The 22,990-nt window shown below is 39.5% G+C and carries 15 protein-coding genes and 1 pseudogene; 5 read left to right on the plus strand and 11 right to left on the minus strand.

Annotation, left to right across the window (positions count from 1 at the left end; translation table 11 throughout):
• Positions 1–2 precede the first annotated feature (2 nt).
• A complete protein-coding gene (ahpC, locus tag M1M80_RS20980; RefSeq protein ID WP_003236447.1) occupies positions 3–566 on the plus strand; it encodes an alkyl hydroperoxide reductase subunit C in 564 nt (187 codons plus the stop codon).
• A gap of 13 nt (positions 567–579) precedes the next feature.
• The gene (gene ahpF / locus M1M80_RS20985; RefSeq protein WP_019259981.1) at positions 580–2,109 is read left to right on the plus strand and encodes an alkyl hydroperoxide reductase subunit F; all 1,530 of its coding nucleotides are present in this window, start codon (positions 580–582) and stop codon (positions 2,107–2,109) included.
• Between the two features lie 111 nt (positions 2,110–2,220).
• Here ahpF and M1M80_RS20990 read toward each other — a convergent pair whose 3' ends face one another.
• The 3 genes from M1M80_RS20990 to M1M80_RS21000 form a co-directional block, all read right to left on the minus strand.
• The gene (locus tag M1M80_RS20990) at positions 2,221–3,573 is read right to left on the minus strand and encodes a polysaccharide pyruvyl transferase family protein (RefSeq protein ID WP_060399917.1); all 1,353 of its coding nucleotides are present in this window, start codon (positions 3,571–3,573) and stop codon (positions 2,221–2,223) included.
• 282 nt (positions 3,574–3,855) lie between these two features.
• Positions 3,856–5,295 carry a 6-phospho-beta-glucosidase BglA gene (gene bglA, locus M1M80_RS20995; protein ID WP_060399918.1) on the minus strand — a complete coding sequence of 480 codons (1,440 nt, stop codon included), beginning with the start codon at positions 5,293–5,295 and terminating at the stop codon, positions 3,856–3,858.
• Between the two features lie 13 nt (positions 5,296–5,308).
• Positions 5,309–7,177: a beta-glucoside-specific PTS transporter subunit IIABC gene (locus M1M80_RS21000; protein WP_060399919.1), complete on the minus strand. Its 1,869-nt coding sequence runs from the start codon at positions 7,175–7,177 to the stop codon at positions 5,309–5,311.
• 157 nt (positions 7,178–7,334) lie between these two features.
• Between M1M80_RS21000 and M1M80_RS21005 the strand changes: the two genes are divergently transcribed.
• Positions 7,335–8,045, plus strand: coding sequence for a GntR family transcriptional regulator (locus M1M80_RS21005; RefSeq protein WP_060399920.1), 711 nt, complete (start codon positions 7,335–7,337; stop codon positions 8,043–8,045).
• Between the two features lie 295 nt (positions 8,046–8,340).
• Complete coding sequence (gene fbp, locus M1M80_RS21010) at positions 8,341–10,266, plus strand: fructose-1,6-bisphosphatase (protein WP_060399921.1); 1,926 nt, start codon at positions 8,341–8,343, stop codon at positions 10,264–10,266.
• 1,009 nt (positions 10,267–11,275) lie between these two features.
• On the opposite strand, the gene M1M80_RS21015 is transcribed toward fbp, so the two are convergent.
• The 4 genes from M1M80_RS21015 to M1M80_RS21030 all read right to left on the minus strand — a co-directional run bounded on the left by M1M80_RS21015 (position 11,276) and on the right by M1M80_RS21030 (position 19,290).
• Entirely contained in the window at positions 11,276–14,314 is a 3,039-nt protein-coding gene (locus M1M80_RS21015) for a DEAD/DEAH box helicase (RefSeq protein WP_060399922.1), read from the minus strand.
• 250 nt (positions 14,315–14,564) lie between these two features.
• Positions 14,565–18,269 (minus strand): P-loop NTPase family protein, encoded by a 3,705-nt coding sequence (locus tag M1M80_RS21020; protein WP_060399923.1) that lies wholly within the window; start codon positions 18,267–18,269, stop codon positions 14,565–14,567.
• A 290-nt stretch (positions 18,270–18,559) separates the two neighbouring features.
• Entirely contained in the window at positions 18,560–19,039 is a 480-nt protein-coding gene (rlmH, locus tag M1M80_RS21025) for a 23S rRNA (pseudouridine(1915)-N(3))-methyltransferase RlmH (RefSeq protein ID WP_060399924.1), read from the minus strand.
• 80 nt (positions 19,040–19,119) lie between these two features.
• Entirely contained in the window at positions 19,120–19,290 is a 171-nt protein-coding gene (locus tag M1M80_RS21030) for a CxxH/CxxC protein (protein ID WP_003236479.1), read from the minus strand.
• A gap of 184 nt (positions 19,291–19,474) precedes the next feature.
• Here M1M80_RS21030 and M1M80_RS21035 point away from each other — a divergent pair, with 184 nt between their 5' ends.
• Entirely contained in the window at positions 19,475–19,888 is a 414-nt protein-coding gene (locus tag M1M80_RS21035) for a hypothetical protein (protein ID WP_060399925.1), read from the plus strand.
• Between the two features lie 33 nt (positions 19,889–19,921).
• Here the strand turns inward: M1M80_RS21035 and fdhA are convergent, their stop codons facing one another.
• The 4 genes and pseudogenes from fdhA to M1M80_RS21055 form a co-directional block, all read right to left on the minus strand.
• A complete protein-coding gene (gene fdhA, locus M1M80_RS21040; RefSeq protein ID WP_080429073.1) occupies positions 19,922–21,148 on the minus strand; it encodes a formaldehyde dehydrogenase, glutathione-independent in 1,227 nt (408 codons plus the stop codon).
• A gap of 62 nt (positions 21,149–21,210) precedes the next feature.
• Entirely contained in the window at positions 21,211–21,381 is a 171-nt protein-coding gene (locus M1M80_RS21045; RefSeq protein ID WP_060399927.1) for a hypothetical protein, read from the minus strand.
• Positions 21,382–21,560: 179 nt separating this feature from the next.
• Positions 21,561–21,798: pseudogene (locus tag M1M80_RS21635) on the minus strand (DUF2651 family protein).
• A gap of 18 nt (positions 21,799–21,816) precedes the next feature.
• The gene (locus M1M80_RS21055; RefSeq protein WP_060399928.1) at positions 21,817–22,980 is read right to left on the minus strand and encodes a hypothetical protein; all 1,164 of its coding nucleotides are present in this window, start codon (positions 22,978–22,980) and stop codon (positions 21,817–21,819) included.
• Positions 22,981–22,990: the final 10 nt, after the last annotated feature.

Genomic DNA, 22,990 nt, shown 5'->3' on the forward strand with positions numbered 1-22,990 from the left:
TTATGTCTTTAATCGGTAAAGAAGTACTTCCATTCGAAGCAAAAGCATTCAAAAACGGTGAATTCATCGATGTAACAAACGAATCTCTGAAAGGCCAATGGAGCGTATTCTGCTTCTACCCAGCAGATTTCTCTTTCGTATGCCCAACTGAGCTTGAAGATCTTCAAAACCAATACGCTGCACTTAAAGAATTAGGTGTTGAAGTATACTCTATCTCTACAGATACTCACTTCGTACACAAAGGCTGGCATGACAGCTCTGAAAAAATCGGCAAAATCACTTACGCAATGATCGGTGACCCATCTCAAACGATCTCTCGCAACTTCGATGTTCTTGACGAAGAAACTGGTCTTGCTGACCGCGGAACATTCATCATCGACCCAGATGGCGTCATCCAAACTGTAGAAATCAATGCAGGCGGTATCGGCCGTGACGCAAGCAACCTGATCAGCAAAGTAAAAGCAGCACAATACGTTCGTCAAAACCCAGGTGAAGTTTGCCCGGCTAAATGGGAAGAAGGCGGCGAAACTCTTACACCTAGCCTTGATCTAGTAGGTAAAATCTAAGGAGTGCATTCCATTGGTACTTGATGCAAATATCAAAGCACAATTAAATCAATACATGCAGCTAATTGAGAATGACATTGTTCTCAAAGTTAGCGCAGGCGAAGATGACATTTCAAAGGACATGCTGGCTCTTGTTGATGAGCTGGCTTCCATGTCATCTAAAATTTCAGTTGAAAAAGCTGAGTTAAACAGAACGCCAAGCTTCAGTGTCAATCGTGTCGGAGAAGACACTGGCGTTACATTCGCCGGTATCCCTCTGGGCCACGAATTTACATCATTAGTTTTGGCGCTGCTCCAAGTGAGCGGCAGACCGCCTAAGGTAGACCAAAAAGTCATTGATCAGGTGAAGAAGATCAGCGGTGAATACCACTTTGAATCTTATATCAGCCTGACATGCCATAACTGCCCTGACGTTGTACAAGCTTTAAACATGATGAGCGTGCTGAACCCGAACATTACGCACACAATGATCGACGGTGCGGCATACAAATCAGAAGTTGAAAGCAAAAACATCATGGCAGTGCCGACCGTTTACCTGAATGGCGAATCCTTCGGAAGCGGCCGTATGACGCTTGAAGAAATTCTTGCGAAAATGGGCAGCGGCGCAGATGCATCTGAGTTTGCTGACAAAGAGCCGTTTGACGTTCTTGTTGTCGGAGGCGGACCTGCTGGCGCAAGTGCAGCGATCTACACTGCGCGTAAAGGCATCCGCACTGGTGTTGTCGCTGAGCGCTTCGGCGGACAGGTTCTCGACACAATGAGCATCGAAAACTTCATCAGCGTCAAAGCGACTGAAGGTCCGAAACTTGCTGCAAGTCTTGAAGAGCACGTGAAGGAATATGATATTGATATCATGAACCTTCAGCGCGCAAAACGACTTGAGAAGAAAGATCTTTTCGAACTTGAACTTGAAAACGGCGCTGTCCTGAAAAGTAAAACAGTGATCCTTTCAACAGGTGCCCGCTGGCGCAATGTCAACGTACCTGGTGAACAAGAGTTCAAAAACAAAGGTGTCGCATACTGCCCGCACTGTGATGGGCCATTGTTTGAAGGCAAAGACGTAGCGGTTATCGGCGGCGGAAACTCTGGAATCGAAGCAGCGATTGATCTTGCAGGCATCGTTAAACATGTTACTGTGCTAGAGTTCGCGCCGGATCTGAAAGCAGACGAAGTGCTGCAAAAACGTCTTTACAGCCTGCCTAACGTCACTGTCGTGAAAAACGCACAAACGAAAGAAATCACAGGCGATCAGAGCGTAAACGGCATCACATACGTAGACCGCGAAACAGGCGAAGAAAAACACGTTGAACTCCAAGGTGTATTCGTCCAAATCGGTCTCGTGCCAAACACAGAATGGTTAGACGGAACGGTTGAACGCAACCGCATCGGCGAAATCATCGTCGACAAACACGGCGCGACAAGTGTCCCAGGCTTATTCGCTGCGGGTGACTGTACAGACAGTGCATACAACCAAATCATTATTTCGATGGGATCAGGCGCAACTGCCGCTCTTGGCGCGTTTGATTACCTTATCCGTAACTAATACAAGAAAGCCGCAATATTGCCAGATTGGCAGCATTGCGGCTTTCTTTTTTATTCCAAAAATATTGCATGTTTTATACAATTGTAATATAGTTGTAATGTTAGTGAATGGTCACTTCACACTCAGCATATTTGCTGTTTTTAAAGCGATACGCACTGATTTCCTATTTAAAGTGCCCTGATACTTTTTGACCTTGTTTTTCAGATCTTTAATGGTTTTTTCCTTTTTGGCATTTTCTAATGCCATAAGCGCTTCCCAGCGTTTCGCTGTTTCTGTGGAACTGCAGCCGCTAACTGTAGTCACAGGCGGAAGAAGCTTTGTGTTAGATAGCTTTTCGTCAAAAGGAACGGTATCAGGAATCGCTTTCTCTTTATAAATATGATCCAACTCATTTTGATTCAGGAAGCTGATGAAATGGTCAAAGTTTTGCGCTTGCCGTTTTTCAGGCTGATGAAAATCAAGTGTTTCAATTAATTCTGACAGTTTTGTTTGCTCCGTTATCTCATTTGCCATGACATGCGTTAACTGATGGTACTCAGCTAATTCCCGCATTCTAGCATCTTTCGGAAGCAAAAGGCTCGGTGTTCCGGCAATCGTCGCTGCGATATTTCCATGCAGCCTTGCGCCAAAGCTCAAATCAGCTTGTCTCAGGAAATCCAGCCATGTCGGCACATTTAAAAAGAACCGGACTCTATCATTCTGATAAGCTGGGTCGTCCATGCTGACCGGGTAATTATCGGCAGGCTTCGCTATCGCAGGCGCACCAGCATACGTTAGAATCATCTCTTTTCGCCATTGCGGGATAAAGTAATGATTCGGGAACTCTTTCATGCTTCTCGTAATGAAGTCCAGCACATGCTTAGGAGACAGCCTTGATGAGTTAACCGTCACCATTGATTCTGGTGTGATATGGGTTTCTCTTATCTTCAGTTCTCTTCCAAACGCATACATAGACGGACAGCCAATTACAGTATGGTCAATACCTTCACGGAATCCTAATCTGGAAAGGTATTTCGCTGTAATCTCACCGCGGACACCGATCATATTTGATCTCTCCAGCACGGCACTCACAAACGCCTTTACATCCTCATCAAAAGGAAAACCTTCATTTAATTTTGGTTCAAACGGAGCCCGTAAACCAACACCAATCACAACAACCGGAATGGTTAGTTTCTTAATTAATTGGGTATATTTCCGTAAAGAAGGCACGAAATCCTCGCGGAATGCATCTGCCAGCGGAATAATATACATATCATATGTTTTATTAATTTGTTCAGCGTCTGCTGGATGAATCCGATAATAATCAGGAGTAATCGTCGTTTCTTCAGTCATCAGCGTACGAAACACACTGTAGGCATATACTAAGTTTCCTACGTTGCCGCCAATGGAGTTGCGAACAATCATTTGAGCTGCATCAAATGTATCAAATGGTGATATGCCAGCTCTTATTAAAATGTTTTTCAATGTGATGTTGCCCCTTCCTATCCAAATTTTAATTAGGAGATTTGCTAAGGGAACTCTATCATGTTCTTATAACCCAGCCAGACACCTGCTTTCATCCCTTTTTACTCACAAACTCTCTCCCTCTCTTCCCTTTCTAATATTAAATTATACAAAAAAGCATCTCACAGGTGAAATCATAACATAGCAATCCGCACTGGTAATCTATTCCCATCACTGGATGTCAGACCACAGCGCACCAAAAACCCGAACCAAGCACTTCAATGCTCGATTCGGGCCAGCTGCTTATAATTCCTCACCATTCGTTTGAATGACGTTTTTATACCACTCAAATGAATCTTTCTTATACCGCTTCATGGATCCGTTTCCTTCATTGTCACGATCAACATAGATCATGCCGTAGCGTTTTTTCATTTCGCCTGTTGTAAAGGAGACGATATCAATAATCCCCCACGGCGTGTAGCCGATTAAATCAACACCGTCGTAAGTGACCGCTTTTTCCAATGCTTCAATATGTGATCTCAAATATTGAATGCGTTCCGGATCATGGATCTTGCCGTCTTCCTCCAGCGTATCCACTGCGCCAAAGCCGTTTTCCACGATGAATAACGGGATTTGGTACCGGTCATAAAACCGGTTTAACGTATATCTCAGCCCAGTTGGATCAATCGCCCATCCCCAGTCACTAGAGGTGATATACGGATTTTCGACACTATTCGGCAATCCCCCGTTGACGATATCGCCCGTATTATCATTTTCCACATCACTTTTCACGGTTGTTGACATGTAATAGCTAAAGCCTAAGTAATCGACGGTACCCTTTCTTAAAATCTCATCATCACCGTCTTCGAATGTGATGTTGTAGCCCTCTCGTTCAAATTCCTTCAACGCGTAGCTTGGATAGTAACCGCGAACCTGTACATCAGGAAAGAAATAGCGCTGTCTCATTTCTTCCTCAGCCAGCATCACATCTTCAGGATTGGAGGAGTAAGGATAAATCGGCACGTGTGACACCATGGCCCCAATTTGAAAGTCTGGATTGATGTCTTTTCCTTTTGCCACCGCTAATGCGCTCGCCACTAATTCATGGTGCGCCGTTTGGTACATCACTTCCTTGGCATTTTCGTTTTCGCCGACCGTAACACCTGAATTCGTCCATAGGAACAGCGGATTGTTCACATCCATTTGGTTGTTGATCTCGTTAAATGTCATCCAGTACTTCACTTTATCTTTGTAACGGTTGAAGCAAGCTTCTGCGAAATTGACGAAGAAATCCACGACTTTCCGGTTTCTGAAGCCGCCATATTCCCTTGCCAAATGCAGCGGCATTTCAAAGTGAGACAGTGTAATCACCGGCTCGATCCCATGCTTCAGCAATTCATCAAACACATCATCATAGAATTGCAAGCCCGCTTCGTTCGGTTCAGCCTCATCGCCTTTCGGGAAAATCCGGCTCCAGCCGATGGAGGTTCGCAGACATTTTAAGCCCATTTCCGCAAACAAAGCGATATCTTCCTTGTATTTGTGATAGAAATCAATGGCTTCATGGTTCGGATAAAATTCGTTCTCTTCAATGGTATTCTTGATTTTTCTCGGAACGCCGTGTGCACCCGCTGTCATCACATCGACGACACTTGGCCCTTTACCGCCTTGATTCCATCCGCCTTCAAATTGGTGGGCAGCTAAAGCACCGCCCCATAAAAAATCCTTCGGCATGTTTCCCATGTGTTATTCCTCCTCAGCTTACAACTGTAAATAATTTTTGATTCAGCGTACTTTCTTCAAGTTCCTCGATGAGAATTTCCTGATATGCATGTGAATTCGTGATGATGACGGGGGTAATCGTTGTTAATCCCTTCTCTTCAATGAAAGCTTTATCAAACTCAGCAAGCACTTCGCCTTTTTTGACTGTATCGCCCTCTCTCACCTTCAAGGAAAAAGGAGTACCGTCTAATGTCACCGTATCCAGTCCGATGTGAACAAGCAATTCGACACCAGATGCTGAACGCAGGCCGATCGCATGCTTCGTAGGCGCCACCATGACGACGGTTCCGTCAAACGGGGCATAGAGCTTGTTATCGGATGGCTCGATCGCCAAACCTTGTCCCATTGCGCCCGAACTGAATACTTCATCAGGCACCTTAGAAAGCGGGATGACCTTGCCGCTAAACGGAGCATATACTGATTCTTCATTCGCCTGTGCCGTTTGAACATTTTCCTTTTCCGGCTGTGCAGCAGTATCTTCTCCGTAGCCAAAGATCTGAATCAGCACAACAGGGAGAATCACCGCAATCGCAGCACCGATTAAAATGCCCCAGATGGATGTCGGGAATTGTTCATTGATGCCATTGACGACTGTCAGCGGCCCCGGAAGTCCCGCATAGGCAAAATAATACGGATTGAAAAAGCTTGCCACGACTGCCCCAACCGCACCGGAAATACAGCCAAAGATAAACGGCTTCTTAAATCTCAAGGTCACACCGTAGATCGCCGGCTCTGTAATACCAAATAGCCCCGTGACCCCAGCCGAAACGCTGACTTTTCTCGTTTCCTTGTTTCTCGCTTTCAGGATGACACCGAGTATAGCCCCAACCTGGGCGATGACCGCAATCGTTTGATACGCTTGGAACGAATCCCGACCGTATAAATCAAAGTTTGCCAATACCATCGGCGTGATGCCCCAATGTACACCAAAGATGACGATGACCTGCCAGAAAGCGCCGATGATCGCCCCAGCCAAAGCCGGCACGTTTTCCGCCAAAAAGTTGTAACCGTTTGCAATCCCATTTGCGCCTAATGTTGTCACAGGGCCAATCAGAAGTATCGTTAACGGCACCATAATGACCATGCATACAAACGGAACAAACAACGGTCTGACCACTTCGTTCATTCTCTTATTCAAGAATCGTTCTACATAAGACAAAATCCACACTAAAAATAATGGCGGCAGCACGGAAGACGTGTATGTCGTTTCCGATAAGGCAATCCCTAAGAAAGAAATACTTTTCCCATCTGCAATTTGAGCTGCCATCTCCGCCCATGTCGGACTGACTAACGCGGCACAGCACGCTACAGCGATATACGTGTTGGTTTTAAAATGCTTTGATGCCGTAATCGCGATAAAAATAGGCAAAAACGTAAACGGCGCCCAAGATATGAAACTGAAAACCTGATAAACTCCTGTTTTCTCAAAGCCCTCAAACAATAAGTTAATCATAATGAGTGCACCTTGCAAAATACCAGCAGCGGCCAGAATGTATACAAACGGCGCAAACACAGCTGACATCGTCGCAATGATCCGATTCAATATCGTTCCTTTATTCTCACCCTGTTCGCCAGACAGATCAATATGGACCAGCTTTGAAAATTCCTCATACACTTCCCCTACGTGCTGTCCAATGACAACCTGGAATTGGCCGCTGTTCTCCACAACCGTAATGACGCCGGGCATCGACTTCACGATATCCTTCGCTTTGGGGTTAGACCGCTTCAGCACCAACCGAAGCCTCGTCGCGCAGCGAGAAGCTCCAATCACATTCTCTTCCCCGCCAACGGCCTCCAAAATGTCTTTCGCTAGTCTGCTATAATCTCTCACTTTACCCGACATTTTCACCCACCCCTTAGTTTTGGTTGCGCTTTCATTATAATTGTACCGGTATAATTTATCAATACCCAAACAAAATATTTTGACACTAACTATCATTGTAAGCGGTTTATGCTATAATTTTGGCAAGTGAAACTAAACGAATAAATGAGGAATGCGTATGTTAAAGTACCAGCAAATCGCAGCGGAAATTGAAACATATATAGAAGAGCACCAGCTCAAACAGGGTGACAAACTGCCAGTGCTAGAAACCCTCATGGCCCAGTTTGAAGTCAGCAAAAGCACAATCACAAAGTCCCTGGATCTATTAGAGCAAAAAGGCGCCATCTTTCAGCTCAGAGGGAGTGGCATCTTCGTCAGAAAGCATAAACGAAAAGGCTACCTCAGCCTCCTGTCAAATCAGGGCTTTAAAAAAGACCTCGAGGATTTCAACGTCACCTCAAAGGTCATCGAACTGGACGTGAGAAAGCCAACACCGGAAGCGGCAGAAAACCTGAACATCGGAATTGACGAGGACATCTACTATGTCAAAAGGGTCCGCTACATCAACGGCCAAACTCTTTGCTACGAAGAATCCTACTACAACAAATCTATCGTGACGTATTTAAACAACGAAATCGTCTCTCACTCGATCTTCCACTACATCCGGGAAGGACTGGGATTGAAGATTGGTTTTTCTGATTTGTTTCTTCACGTGGGTCAGCTTAATGAGGAGGAAGCGGAGTATTTGGAGTTGGAGGCTGGACTGCCGAAGCTGTATATAGAAAGTATTTTTCATCTGACGAATGGACAGCCGTTTGATTACTCGAAGATTTCCTATAATTATGAGCAGTCGCAGTTTGTGGTGCAGGCTAATAGTTTTTTGTTGTGAAATAACGCTCAACCTGCAGAAAGTGAAAGAGACCAAGAACAATTTATTCTTGGTCTTTTTTCTGAATGACTTACCCGACATTCTTGCAGCCTTAGCTTTCTCTTCTGTTTTCTGCTTTATCTATATCCTCGCTCATCTCAGCACCTCTTTCCTCGTTTTAATTGTCTCTAAAAGCAGTTATGCGTTACTATCATATAAAGGTCCAATGTTTAAAAATAATGTCATACTTTTAAATTCACCTTATCATGCAAATGCTCATAAATAGGGGTTTATTCTAAAAAGGGGATGGACGATTTTGGAAAGCAAGTACTTAGATCTACTCGCACAAAAATATGATTGTGAAGAAAAAGTGGTAACGGAAATCATTAATTTAAAAGCGATACTGAACCTGCCAAAGGGCACTGAGCATTTTGTCAGTGATTTGCACGGGGAATATCAGGCATTCCAGCACGTGCTACGTAATGGTTCAGGACGAGTAAAAGAGAAGATACGCGACATTTTCAGCGGTGTCATTTACGATAGAGAAATTGATGAATTAGCGGCATTGGTCTATTATCCGGAAGACAAACTGAAGTTAATCAAACATGACTTTGATGCGAAAGAAGCATTAAACGAGTGGTATAAAGAAACGATTAACAGAATGATTAAGCTTGTTTCTTATTGCTCCTCGAAGTATACCCGCTCCAAATTACGCAAAGCACTGCCTGCCCAGTTTGCTTATATCACGGAGGAGCTGCTATACAAAACAGAACAAGCTGGCAACAAGGAGCAATATTACTCTGAAATCATAGATCAAATCATTGAGCTTGGCCAGGCTGATAAGCTGATCACCGGCCTTGCTTATAGCGTTCAGCGATTGGTGGTCGACCATCTGCATGTGGTCGGCGATATTTACGACCGCGGACCGCAGCCGGATAGGATTATGGAAGAACTGATCAACTATCATTCTGTCGATATTCAGTGGGGAAATCACGATGTCCTCTGGATCGGCGCCTACTCCGGTTCCAAAGTGTGCCTGGCCAATATTATCCGGATCTGTGCCCGCTATGACAACCTGGATATTATTGAAGACGTGTACGGCATCAACCTGAGACCGCTGCTGAACCTGGCCGAAAAATATTATGATGATAATCCAGCGTTCCGTCCAAAAGCTGATGACGACAGACCAGAGGATGAGATTAAGCAAATCACAAAAATCCATCAAGCGATTGCGATGATCCAATTCAAGCTCGAGAGCCCGATTATCAAGAGACGGCCGAACTTTAATATGGAAGAGCGGCTGTTATTAGAGAAAATAGATTATGACAAAAACGAAATCACACTAAACGGAAAAACATATCAACTGGAAAACACCTGCTTTGCGACGATTAATCCGGAACAGCCTGACCAGCTATTAGAAGAAGAAGCAGAAGTCATAGACAAGCTGCTATTCTCTGTCCAGCATTCCGAAAAGCTGGGCCGCCATATGAATTTTATGATGAAAAAAGGCAGCCTTTATTTAAAATATAACGGCAACCTGTTAATTCACGGCTGTATTCCTGTCGATGAAAACGGCAATATGGAAACGATGATGATTGAGGATAAACCGTATGCGGGCCGTGAGCTGCTCGATGTATTTGAACGATTCTTGCGGGAAGCGTTTGCCCACCCGGAAGAAACCGATGACCTAGCGACAGATATGGCCTGGTATTTATGGACAGGCGAATACTCCTCCCTCTTCGGAAAACGCGCCATGACGACATTTGAGCGTTATTTCATTAAAGAAAAGGAAACGCATAAAGAGAAGAAAAACCCGTATTATTATTTACGCGAAGACGAGGCAACCTGTCGAAACATCCTGGCAGAATTCGGCCTCAATCCAGATCACGGCCATATCATCAACGGCCATACACCCGTAAAAGAAATCGAAGGAGAAGACCCAATCAAAGCAAACGGAAAAATGATCGTCATCGACGGCGGCTTCTCCAAAGCCTACCAATCCACAACAGGCATCGCCGGCTACACGCTGCTATACAACTCCTACGGCATGCAGCTCGTCGCCCATAAACACTTTAACTCCAAGGCAGAAGTCCTAAGCACCGGAACCGATGTATTAACGGTGAAACGATTAGTGGATAAAGAGCTTGAGCGGAAGAAAGTGAAGGAAACGAATGTTGGTGAGGAGTTGTTGCAGGAAGTTGCGATTTTGGAGAGTTTGCGGGAGTATCGGTATATGAAGTGAGGGATAGTGGGGTCAGAGAATAAGATATGATCCCCTAAAGGTAGACAGATGAAAAAAAATCTGTTTGCCTGAGGGGAGTTTTTCCATCGCGGGAAAATGGAACATGAAAGAAGCAAAACTAAACATCTCTCAGAATGTGATGAGGTAAATGATTCGGCGAAAGAGGTTTGGGATAAATATAGAATTCACATCGAACACGTCGTGAATGGAGAACATTGTATGACATAGCTAAGTTAAAAGCCCAGAACGTTCTAAAAACCAAAGTTCTACTCTGCGGAACTGTAAACGTGCTGACGTGAAGGGGCTTCTTCTCAAACAGTAAACCCCTACTTAACAGCTGGGCTGAGCTTTCTAATAGTCACATAGCGTTAAAAGATTGTGACTACTATTACAGATCTCACTAGATCTAGCACTTTTAAGAATCCAATGAATTACTTTATGGTATTCATTATCTTCTTTCCTTTAGAAGATGGTGAAAGAAAAAGAACGATAAAGTACTCTTGTACTAACTTAGAAAACCATATTAACTATTTATAATCTGGTTTTCTGCGTTTGTTTCTATTCACTTTACATAGTTACCTTTGAACATTCCAGCGCATGTTGAATTACTAATATTTGAGTATAACTTTTCGCATTACTATACTGTTTTGAAAATCAGAACGTTAATCTTTAATAATGCGCGCTTGTTTCCCTATCAAAAGGCTATGTTGTCACAGAGAGGGTACAAGCATTGGGGCGCACAGAACGACGGTAACAAGTATACCGGAAAAGGCCAGCACCACCGTCGCACTTTAAAAAAGCTTTGGTCAGTACCTTCGTCCCTTCTACATGCTATTACCTAAACTTAGAACATACTGAGATGAACAATAAATGGTTATACATTTAGTTTTTTGGAGATTTGAAAATTCCTTCATTAACTTATTGAACATTTCTATTTTGTAACTTAAAAATTTAAAATAACTAATTTTTTCAAGTATTATGACTCACTCTGGATTTTTCATAAAACTCTTTATAGTTTGTTAAAAGCGAGAATAAATCTGGCTTGCGCTCGCCCAACTGCTATAGCAGTTTGATTTAATAGATAGTCAATTTGAATTACTTCCGCTTTTTGCTTTTCATACTTTTTATTCTTTTCAGCCAAATATCTAGATTTTGAAAAAACATCTCCTAATAAGGCTATGACATATGTTTGAGAATTTGGTTTATTTTGAACTTCCTTTAACTTTTTCCAAATCCCCTCAGCTGTTAAATTGTTGGGGTTAAGAATCTTCCTATTTGCTTTTACTTTATAATAGCTGTTAACCCATTCCTCCTCCCAATAATAGTAATTAGGTTTTCTTGCACTTCCTTTATTAACATAATCAAGATTTTTGACAATCTGTCCACAAACCTCTTGAAAAGCTGAAGCAGACAATTTGGATTTACCTGCTTTACAGTGAATGAAACAAACTGTATCTGTTTTTTCACTAATTGTTATAAAATCAGCAATCTCAGATTGTAAATCTGTACAAATAATATAATCAGCCTCTTGTAAAAGAGTTTTTATTGTAGATGTATTAGTGATATTTTCTCCTTTTTTTGCCACTAAATAAAACAGTGAATTTGGATCCCACATTGATTTGTAAGACTTGGTGCCTATTTCCTTTTTGCCTTTTTCATTTATTTTTTTTGTTCGAGTTGGTAGGGCTAGTTCATATTCATCAAAAAAGTCTTCAAGCCAATTATAATCAGAAGGTATACCTGTTTTATAGAAATCACCCTTAAAATAGCGGTAAGTATTACCTTCTACGATAATTTGAAAAGCCTGCTCTTCATTCAACCAATCTAATAATCGAATTTTACTTTTATTTTTTGTTGAAATATACACATTTGGTTCATTTGTAGATTGAGTGAAATTAAGGATATACTTACCTTCTGTTAATATAAATTTAATTTCTATCTCGTATGAATTACCATCCCACTCAAGATCAAACTTCGAGTCTTTTATATTATAAAATAATTGGTCTAACTCAGTTAAAGTTCCATAGCTTGTTCTTAAATCACTGTCTCCTGCATTTGATAGAATTAGAATTGATTTTGGAACTACCTTTGCTGGAATATCAGTTATTGGAGCAAAGCGATTGAAAATTTCGTGCTCTTGATATGATGTATTTGTTATTTTCATATCTATCTCTTCTAACCAATCTAAGTATGAAGATAAAGTTATGTATTCTGTGCCTTGTGAAATACGGGCATTGGAAAACCCAATGTAATTCCTAATACTCGGCTTTTTCTTTCTACTTCCTACCAAGGTAGTACAAAGATTAAACTTATCATTTACATCAGGAACCATTGTAGAAACATCTTGTGAATCTACAATCATTCTGTTGAAACTATTATAATTTATACTCCCATTTTGTATAGTCACTGAGGAAATATGAGAATCATTTGGTAAAATTTTTTTCAGCTGAGTTGCATTAACTTTTTTCCACTCATCATAAATAAAAGAAGGTATATATTGATTACTGGAATGGTAATACAACTTATTTTTTATTAAACGAAATACTGCAATTTCTAATTTGATTTCAAGAAAGCTATTATGAACCAAAATACTACTATTTTCATACCTTGAATATACGATACAGACAGTTTGTTTATCTCCTATATTGATTTTTTCTAAAATTAAGAAATCTAAACTGTTAAACTCATCAATAATCTTTTCTGTAAAATCATTAATATACGACTCCACATCAGCTATATCCTTAATAGCTTCAAAAACGTTTGCCTTCATTGGTAATTGGTATTTTTTTATTCTTTCTTCAATTGTCTGGTAATCATTCACTGAAAAACGCTTTAAAAATTTCTTGTTAAGATAAGTTGTAGAAGGATTAGCCTCTTTAACCTTCATAAAATAATCATGGTACCTGAATACAATTTCTTCAGGGTTTAAAGATATTAACCTTTCATACTCTGTATATGAGTCCCACCAATCTTTTTGATATGATTGACTCTCCCTTAGCAATATTATTGCCTTCCTAGGTTCACTTCCTTGTCTGATAACCCGACCAATTTGTTGTATTAATGAACGTGGATCAGGTAGTGGTTCATAAATACCTAATATACAAAATTGTTGATTATCAATACCTTCTATGAGTTTATTTTGATGGATCCAGATTCTTACATCACTTGTTTTAAAATCTTTTGGAACATGGTCTGTTAATAAATCATTACTATCATTCTTAAAGCGTTCATGTATACCGATGACTGTCACCTTATCCTTCAATTCCTCGACCATTGCACGTATTTCATCGGCACTTCCGCAACGGATAATACACTTTATTTCACCTTCATCACAAGATTCCTCTAGAACATACTCTCTATATCTATTATATATTATCTCAGCAAATGTTCTAATTTCTTGATTGATATTTATATGTTCAAATGCAATATCTCTAATAACCCCCATAGTTTTTGCTTCTTCATATGAGTATGTATAAGTATAATTATTATCAAGCAGAAATTTATTATTATCATTACGAACTGGAGTTGCCGTAAATAAAATAATCTTTTTTCCAAATGATCTTATGACTGTTTGCCAATTATCAGCAGGCTCCTTATGCCCCTCATCAAACAATACCAAATCTATTTTATCTTTAAGATCCTCAAATAGTTCAATGTGCCTTTGTTTAAGCATAAGTAATGATTGAATAGTACTAATGAAAATAGTTGGTGAATCTGGTATGTTTGTCAAAATAGACGGTTTAATCATATAAACAGTTTTAGCAGGGCGCCTCGATAGCCCCATCTTAACCCATACTTCATCTGATATATCTTTTACTAATTGATCTCTAACGGCTTTTGTAGCTGTAACTACAATTATAGACTTATTGGGAGTAAGTTCAGTGCTAGTTACAGCAATAACTGTTGATTTTCCAGTCCCCATTGGCATTTTAACAAGTGCCTGTTTCATTGAAACACTTGAAATATATTGTCCAATCATTAAGAGGGCTTCATTCTGATATGAGCGTAACGCTTTTATCAAATCCTCATCTAACTCTGCAGCATTCATTGTTTTTTCATTCCTTTTGAACAAAGTCTTATACCGTTGTAAACTTTCAAGAGCGTATACAAAATAAATAAAAGATAAAAAAGAATTACAAAGGAATAAATAAGAGCGCTTCTCTAAGTGCATCGTATTATTATAGTTATTTCACCTAAAAAGTTTAGTAAGTATGCCAATTAATTTAAAATAATACAAGAGACTACAAAACTTCTTTTTAAGCTTGTTTAATTTAGGATAAAATGAATTTTTTATCTAGTTAATAATCCTCCATAAACTCCTTTATTTTAACTTTTTTTATTTTTTCTTTATAGCCTTCAATTTTATTTTGAACCCATCTTTTATGCCTCAGAAGTTTAATTCCAGTTAACCCCTTATCAATAAGTTCTAATAACTCAATTTTATCTTCTAATACAGGAACCTCACTTCCACTCCAAGAAAAAGTGATTGGGGATAGGGGTATTTTACAAAACAAGTGAAATGAACTATTACTTTTCAATAGGTGAATTAGATAATTAGCCTTACTTTCTTTACTTAAATTAGCTATAGCATAAAATAACAATGTAATCTTTTCTTCATCCAAACTCCATAAAGAAATTTTCTCTCTTAACCAAGAATCATGTCTTTCAATTGCTATTTCTTTTTTTGGAACGGATAATAAGCTTTCTAATATTGATACAGCGTTACAAAAGTTACTTTTTGACTGATTAACGACAAGGGGCACAGCCCTGTCAAGTATAGACTGCCAATTATCTTTTTCCCAAATAAAAGACAAATCAACATCAATTAATCTTAGTGATTTATTCTGATTTTTCAATATCTGTTCCAGAAATTGATCTATTATAGTTACATCAAAATCAAAGAACTGTTTTAGGATTAAAAACTCTCCATCTATATCGGAGTCAATTTCCAATAATTTAAAATAAGCACTTTTTAACGTATTTAAATCATTTCGGAACAAGAAAAATAGCTCTTTATTAATTTCGGAGTATGGATTAAATAAATCGCTTAATGTTTTTTGTATAGTAATATCCTGTTGCTGCAATATTATTTTAGTTACATTTACATATACATTTTCATCAATTTCTAAATATTTTTTTAAAAAGCCCAAATCAATTGCATACCCAGATACATCCTCTTGTTCTTCATTAAAGTAATCATATATTTTACTGAGAATATCTACGCTAGGTTTTTCCTCAGATATAACTCTAAGAAAACAATATAACCAATAGTTCTGATCATAGAATTTATTTTCACGTAATAACATTTCTATATCATTATCACCTATCGCACTTCTTAATTTATTTATAATGGGAAGTGGGTATAAATGTACCCGATAGTTTCGGGAAATATAGATTCTAATAATATTAACAATATATTCATCTTTAACATTTTCCAAAAGAGTACTCAAGCTATTTACGATCTTATTTTTTTCATTATGGAAAATTTCATTACCTACAACTTCATCTAAAACCTGGAAAACAATGTTAAATTCTTGAGTGTTAAACCTTTTTGCCATATCAACTAATAACTGCTTTTTTTCTAATACTCTTTCTCGATAATTTGATCCATAAATATTTTGTGCTAATATTTTATAAATATTAAATTTGTCAGTACTCAATTTATCTATTAAATGTATATCTAATTCCAAATCTCTCCTTAATAAAAAGTCATTTATTCTATTAAATATAATACTTTCTCTTAATGTTACCTCTGGTAAATTCTCTATAAGTTCTGAAATAAATTTAATATCACGAATTAAAATATCCTTATTTATTTTTCCTGAATCTTGGTATCCAAATTTATAAAGTATTTTTTTTATCTCTTCACCATTCTGGTTATATAAGTCTTTTAATTTTTCCCATGCAATTTCTCTTATTTCAAGAATATCTGGAGAATATTCTAAAATTAAGTCATAGTATTTGATAGTGTATCTATCTGACATTTCAGTGATATGATGATTGAACTTCAAATAGTATTCAATAATCCTAATTAATAGCATTTCAAAAACAATGGAATTCTCCCGATTATATTGAGCTAATATCAAATTAATTAATTCTTTTTGTATGGAAAAATTTTGTCTTTCAGAAAATTCTGTAAATCCAAAGTCCTGGGTTAAAACAGAATAAACAGAAGAAAATTCTGTAGGTTTTTTTTGTAAGTATTTTATTATTAATTCGAGTGATTCACTATAGTACTTAGTTTGACTGAAATTAGATAGTGTAGAAAGAATTTCTGATCGATTAGACGTTTGCTTAGAAGTATCAAAATTTATTTGATACTCCTCCTCTCTGGATAGCTGCTCAACTTTATCTTGTATATAGTAAAGTGTTTCTATTTCTAGAGCAAACCAAAAAGTGTGTAAAAAATTCTCTAAATCTTTATCTGATTTTTCTTTCAAATCTCTGTAGACTTTGGTAATTTCCCTTTTTATTAGTTCGTAATTTTTCTTTTGATAAAAATATGAAAAAACACCGTTTAGATTTTCAACAATTCTACTTTTTAATTTTGGGAAATATGCTTTTATTAAATCTGAATACCGTAAAAGTTTTTTATCAAAAACAGTTAGATAAAAAATGTATGTACTCAAAATTTGGTCAGATATTTTAGCAACTTCACCCTCATAAATATCCAGTATTTCCATCGAATGTAGTTTATTGGTAATTCTTAATAACTCAACCTTCTCGATATTTGTTAGTTGAGCCATTAAATCTAAGTTTTTTTCATCCTGAAGATTTACAACATTTAGAAAGCTATAGATAGTTGCAGTTTTTAGGAGTTCATTATTTTCTAATTCATCTTCAAAGTCAGTCTTAACACCCCTGTAGTATTCTTCCACTAAATCTATAACGTTGCCTATACTCTCTAATGTATTTTCTCTTACTGCAGTCTCGCATGCCATGATCGCTAACCTTGCATTACCTTTGGAAATCTTACATATTCTCTCTATATATAAGTGATTTTTTATATCATATTCTTCTTTACATAAGGTTTCTATATCTTTATCTTCCAAAACGTCGATTTTAATTAAATTGCTGTTGAATCTTGATACTTTGTCTAAAATCTTTCTTTCTGCATACTCTCTTACGGATACAATTAATTTGAACTCAATTCCTTCTTCTTTTAATCCTAAATACTCTAATATTAAATTTAACTGAGTTAAGTGGTTAACATCATCAATAAATAACAAATAACTTCCACTGCTATTAAAGTGTAATTTTAAATCCTTATATAAATTTTGACCATTATTTCTAAGACATTTAATTTCATATTCTAGGTTTGTTTCTTTGAATCGTTTAACACATTCTAAAGCGAGTCTAGTTTTCCCAACCCCTGGTTTTCCTGACAATATAGTTACTTGATTTCTATTTATTGAGTCTATTAATAAATCTATTTCTGAATCTCTTGCATATAAAGTTGTATTTAGTGTTGCTGCCAATTTACTTCGATTGTAAACTTTTACAAAGTCATCAATATCTAATATTTGTTCTGTATCTAATGTTATATTTAAAAAATCTGATACTATTGATGGAAACTCGTAAACTTTAAAAGAAATAGTATCTATAGTAAGTAACTCTAGCCTTATATTATAGTTACCCACTTTTGAAGCTAATTTACTAATTTCCTCTGTAGAAAGCCTCCCTGTACAACAGCAAATAATTTTTTCTATATCATTAAGTGAAATATTCGTTTTTGTTTCATCTAAACACTTATCTAGATCATCTTCAAACTTCTTATAAATATTACCTTTTTGGACTGTATATTCTATAAAAATATATTTATTTTCTGGTGTTCTTATTAGTGTATCTGGTGTTCCTGTTTTTGTATTATTGTTTCCTATAACAGAACCTATCGAATAGACTTCACCATCGATTGTCTTAGAAAAATAAATATCCATCATTTTTTGAAACTCTCCACCATTTAGCTCATTAATTTTATTTTGGATTTCATTTATTTTTGACAATGTTCACACCTCTAATCCATTTAAAATTTCCAGCATTAACTATAATTTTTTTGAATATATATAAAAATTATCCTATTGCGCTCTCTATATTATAGCTAAAGATAGTCTAAATGCTATTATTCTTTTATATAACCTCTTAAATGCATTTCCATAGTTTTCCATCAGAAATATTCAGAAAAACCTCTTCACTAATTTTGAACCATTAATCAAGATGATAAGTCTCCCACTCTTCCTTAAATTCATGAGGGACCATAAAACTATAATAAATATATATTTTTGAAAAACCTCATTTACTTATGATAAGGCTCCCCACGATTAATCCGAAAAGCCCGATAAATCTGCTCAACTAGTATGAGTCGCATCAACTGATGAGGAAACGTCATTTTCGAGAACGACAGCTTCTCATCCGCTCGCTTCATCACTGCGTCACTCAATCCGAGTGATCCGCCGATGACGAAGGTGACTTTGCTTTTTCCATAAGTAGCCAGCTTATCTATTGTATCGGCTAGTTCTTCGGATGTTTTCATTTTTCCTTCGATGGCGAGGGCGATGACGTGTGCGTCGGGGCTGATTTTTGATAGGATGCGGTCGCCTTCTTTGTCTTTTATGATTTTCATGTCCTGGTCACTTAGGTTTTCCGGTGCTTTTTCGTCCGGGAGTTCGCTGATGTCGATTTTTGCGTAGGCCGAAAGTCGTTTGGTGTATTCTTCAATGCCTTGCTTGAGGTATTTTTCTTTTAGTTTTCCGATTGTCACAATATTGATATTCACAGGTCATCCCCACTTTAGAAACAAGTTATTCATATATGTTGTCCACAATTGTGGATATCTTTTCTGTATTTTGTGTAAGATCATTCGTTCCCCACTATATATACTGCGGGGTCTCCACATAATTCACAGGCTGTGGATAAACTGTTAGTATGTTCGATTTTTCTGATTTCGGGTGGCAGTTCGTGGTCGTCTATGTACATATCCAGCACCGTTTCGATGTGTTCTTCACAGGAATAATACGTTTGTTTCATGTTCAAATCCTCCGATGATTTCTTCCATTTTTACAAATGTTCTCTTCTCAATATAACCTATTTATTCACATGTTAGTAGTGCTTCGGGCTGAGTTTTATCCACAATTCGACAAACAAGCTGTTGATGACTCTATTTCGCTCGTGTGTTAGTTTGGATGTAACCGATGTATGGGGAGGTCTGCATTTGCGCTTTAGATGGGTTTGGCTTTTTGTGATCATGTTGCTGCTTGCTGGGTGTCAGCCGTCTTATTGGGTGTTAGAGAAGGATCGAATCGGTGAAGGCAGTCCAGACTTAGAAATATACGCTAATTATCTCCAAATGCATGATGACGTGAAAGGATATCAAGTCTTCACTATTTTAGAAGGGAGAAAAATGGTTATTGTGTCTCTCGGAAGCAGCGAGAAAGATAAGAAGCTTGACGTGTCAGACGTCAAATTCTCATCTAAAGAAACGATTGTAACTGTGAAGCGAAAACCTGCTCCTACGGCAAATGAGAAAAACCCTTTTATTTTGATTGGACTGGACAAAATTGAAGGGGATTTAATTGTTCAAGACGTAACAGGAGATCGCTTTGAAGAAACGGATTACCAGCAATAAAGCCGGCGTTCTGAGAACGTCCGGCTTTTTCTTTTACTTCAATGTCCCATGCGGATCGATGACGAATTTTTTGGCTGCGCCTTTGTCGAAGTCGCTGTAGCCTTTTGGAGCGTCGTCCAGAGAGATAACGGTGGCGTTGACGGCTTTTGCGATTTGCGCTCTGCCGCTCAAGATCGCTTTCATCAAATTGCGGTTGTATGTCATGGCAGGTGTTTGTCCGGTGACGAAGGTGTGGGCTTTGGCCCAGCCGAGTCCGAAGCGGATCTTTAATGAGCCTGTTTTGGCGTCTGCATCCTTTGCACCGGGATCTTCGGTCACGTATAAGCCCGGAATGCCTAGGCTTCCGCCGACCTGGGTGACGTCCATGATCGAGTTCAGCACGGCAGCAGGCGCTTCTCCTTGATTGCCGTGTCCAGATGCTTCAAATCCGACACAGTCCACTGCGGCATCCACGGTCGGTTCACCTAGTATTTGTTCAATTTGCTCGCCGAGGCGGTCGTGTTTTTGCACGTTGACCGTTTCACAGCCGAAGCTTCTCGCCTGTGCCAATCTGTCTTCGTTCAGATCGCCGACGATCACGGTGGAGGCGCCTAGGAGCTGAGCGGAGTGAGCAGCTGCTAAGCCGACAGGCCCCGCTCCCGCGATATAGACGGTTGAACCTGTTTGCACGCCCGCTGTGTACGCCCCGTGGAAGCCGGTCGGGAAAATGTCAGACAGCATCGTCAAATCGAGAATCTTTTCTAACGCCTGTTCTTTATCAGGGAATACCAAAAGCTGAAAATCAGCGTACGGCACCATGACGTATTCCGACTGTCCGCCGACCCAGCCGCCCATATCGACGTAGCCGTAAGCCGATCCCGGCCGATCCGGATTGACATTCAGGCATACATGCGTTTTCTGCGTTCTGCACATGACACAGCGCCCGCAGGCAATATTGAAAGGAACGGATACAATGTCGCCTTTTTTGATAAATTCAACATCCCGCCCCGTTTCAATCACTTCTCCGGTGATTTCATGCCCTAGCACTAAGCCTTCAGGCGCCGTTGTGCGGCCTCGCACCATGTGCTGGTCGCTTCCGCAGATATTAGTTGTAATGACTTTGAGAATAACCCCATGCTCACATTTTCGGTTCACATTCGCCTTCGGAACGCCGGGCCCGTCCTTCAAGATTAACTCCGGATAACCGATATCCTCCACCGCTACAGTCCCTTTGCCTTTGTACACAACCGCTTTGTTTCCTGTCAACGCCATTCCTCCCATTCATGTTTTTGGACTCTTGGTCCTTGAACATGACTTCGGTTCGGCATGACCCTTTCCCTTTTTCACGCCTGCTTTTTCTGTATTCTTACAACAACAAATATGCCAAGAAAGCAGCCGATAATGGTTCCGAGGATGTCCAGCCAATCTGTTTTACCTCCTTTTAACAGGAACACAGTAACTGCCGAGATTAGACCGATGGTGATTGCCTGAAGAATAACCCGATTGGTGCTCATATCATTCCTCCTTTATCTGCATCAATTTTATATATTCATTTTACAGTAATTAACACCTGTTTGCTTGAAAAGGCCACTCGAGATTTATCGTTTTGAACAACGTTCTATCATTGATTAAATTGCTCTACAGAAAAAAGAGACTTCACAAGTCTCTTCATAAACAGCGATCAGTTGAATAATCATTTCCTGAGAAATAATGTGACAACTCTGGTTACTAACGCAATTGCAGTATAGAGCACAACCCAAAACATGAATGAACTATTACCGGAAGCTAACGTAAATAACAATATCAAACTCGCAATAAGGACGATGAGCGGACCAATCCAAACTTTCTTCCATATGAAATAACCCGTTCTGCACCAATTACGCCTCCATCATCGGAAAAACAAAAACGACGAGCAGTATAACAGCTCCCAAATCGGAACCCCCTTCACCTTAAAAATCCTTCATCACCTCAAAATCGTAAAGCTTTAAATGACTCTTCGGCGTCACAATCTCCTTTACCTTCCCGATCTCTTTTTCCTTCACTTTCTTTCCTGTTTTCAGGCTGTACTGTTCAACGTATGCAGGCTTGTTATAACTGTATGTGAAGAAATAAAGTCTGCTGCCTTTTTGGGTGATTTCTCTGAAATCGGCTTTCATTTTGTCTCGGGAAAGGGTGAAGGCGGTGCTTGTTTTTCCTGTCTTTGCATCGATTTTGTATCCCTTTCCGAAGCCGTCAATGAAGTACAAGTGCCCGTCATAAGGGAAAAAGCTTCTTTTAAAGCTGAAGGGCATGGAGCTGTATATCGTTTGTTCGTCGTTTTTGTATTCGGCGATGTCGTGCAGCTCGACTTCGCCGCTTTTCTTGTTGATCTTGACCATTTGATAGAGATTGCGGGCTTTTTGGCCGCGAACCATAACATACACAGCTTGATCGTCCACAGCAAGCTGGGATTCGACTGAGGCTCCTTCCCGGTACTGCCATTCCGTTATCTTGTGATAAGTGAGCTTCTTTTGATCTGCTTGAATCTGGAGGAGCTGATAGCCTTTTTCGTCAGCTGTCGGGACGAGTGCGTAAATAACGCCGTCATGAAAACCGGAGGCGCGGATGTAGTAGGGGATGACGTCTTTTTTCCACTCTCCGTCGATCTGGCGGTATAGCTCTGAACGGTACCCGTCTCCCTTTTTGTCGTAGCCTGAGTTGTAGAGGGTGTAAAAACCGTCCGTATTTTGCAGAAAGCCCGCGCTGTCTCCGGTGTGCTGATAGGCTCTTTTATGGGAGCTAAGGCCGTCTTTAATCGTATAAATTGTGTTTTTATCCTCCAGCATCACACTGTCGCCGTGTACCTTGGCTGAGCCCAGCTCAAGGCCCTTCATCTTAAAGGAAGACAGCGACCCGTTCTGGCTGATAAACAGGGCGTAGCTTTTCCCACCGCCAAATGCATCTTGATCCGCAGAGGATGAGAAATACAACAGGGCTTCTTTGTCATCCAGAAAATCGGCGTCTCTAAGATCCTGCTGACTCACGGCTTTATGGCTTTTGAGAGGAGAAACAAAGACAAATAGTGCAATTCCTGCGAGTATCAGCAAGGCGATAGCGATCATCCTCTTTTTCATATCCTTCTCC

The sequence above is a fragment of the Bacillus inaquosorum genome (assembly GCF_023238325.1).
In the GTDB taxonomy this organism is placed as follows: domain Bacteria; phylum Bacillota; class Bacilli; order Bacillales; family Bacillaceae; genus Bacillus; species Bacillus inaquosorum.

What these genes read in the sequence shown, in the direction of transcription:
- ahpC (WP_003236447.1), top strand. Translation starts at nt 3, where the DNA reads ATGTCTTTAATCGGTAAAGAAGTACTTCCATTCGAAGCAAAAGCATTC.
- bglA (WP_060399918.1), bottom strand. Translation starts at nt 5,295, where the DNA reads ATGGGAAACATGCCGAAGGATTTTTTATGGGGCGGTGCTTTAGCTGCC.
- M1M80_RS21000 (WP_060399919.1), bottom strand. Translation starts at nt 7,177, where the DNA reads ATGTCGGGTAAAGTGAGAGATTATAGCAGACTAGCGAAAGACATTTTG.
- M1M80_RS21005 (WP_060399920.1), top strand. Translation starts at nt 7,335, where the DNA reads ATGTTAAAGTACCAGCAAATCGCAGCGGAAATTGAAACATATATAGAA.
- M1M80_RS21015 (WP_060399922.1), bottom strand. Translation starts at nt 14,314, where the DNA reads ATGAATGCTGCAGAGTTAGATGAGGATTTGATAAAAGCGTTACGCTCA.
- M1M80_RS21030 (WP_003236479.1), bottom strand. Translation starts at nt 19,290, where the DNA reads ATGAAACAAACGTATTATTCCTGTGAAGAACACATCGAAACGGTGCTG.
- fdhA (WP_080429073.1), bottom strand. Translation starts at nt 21,148, where the DNA reads ATGGGAGGAATGGCGTTGACAGGAAACAAAGCGGTTGTGTACAAAGGC.
- M1M80_RS21045 (WP_060399927.1), bottom strand. Translation starts at nt 21,381, where the DNA reads ATGAGCACCAATCGGGTTATTCTTCAGGCAATCACCATCGGTCTAATC.
- M1M80_RS21055 (WP_060399928.1), bottom strand. Translation starts at nt 22,980, where the DNA reads ATGAAAAAGAGGATGATCGCTATCGCCTTGCTGATACTCGCAGGAATT.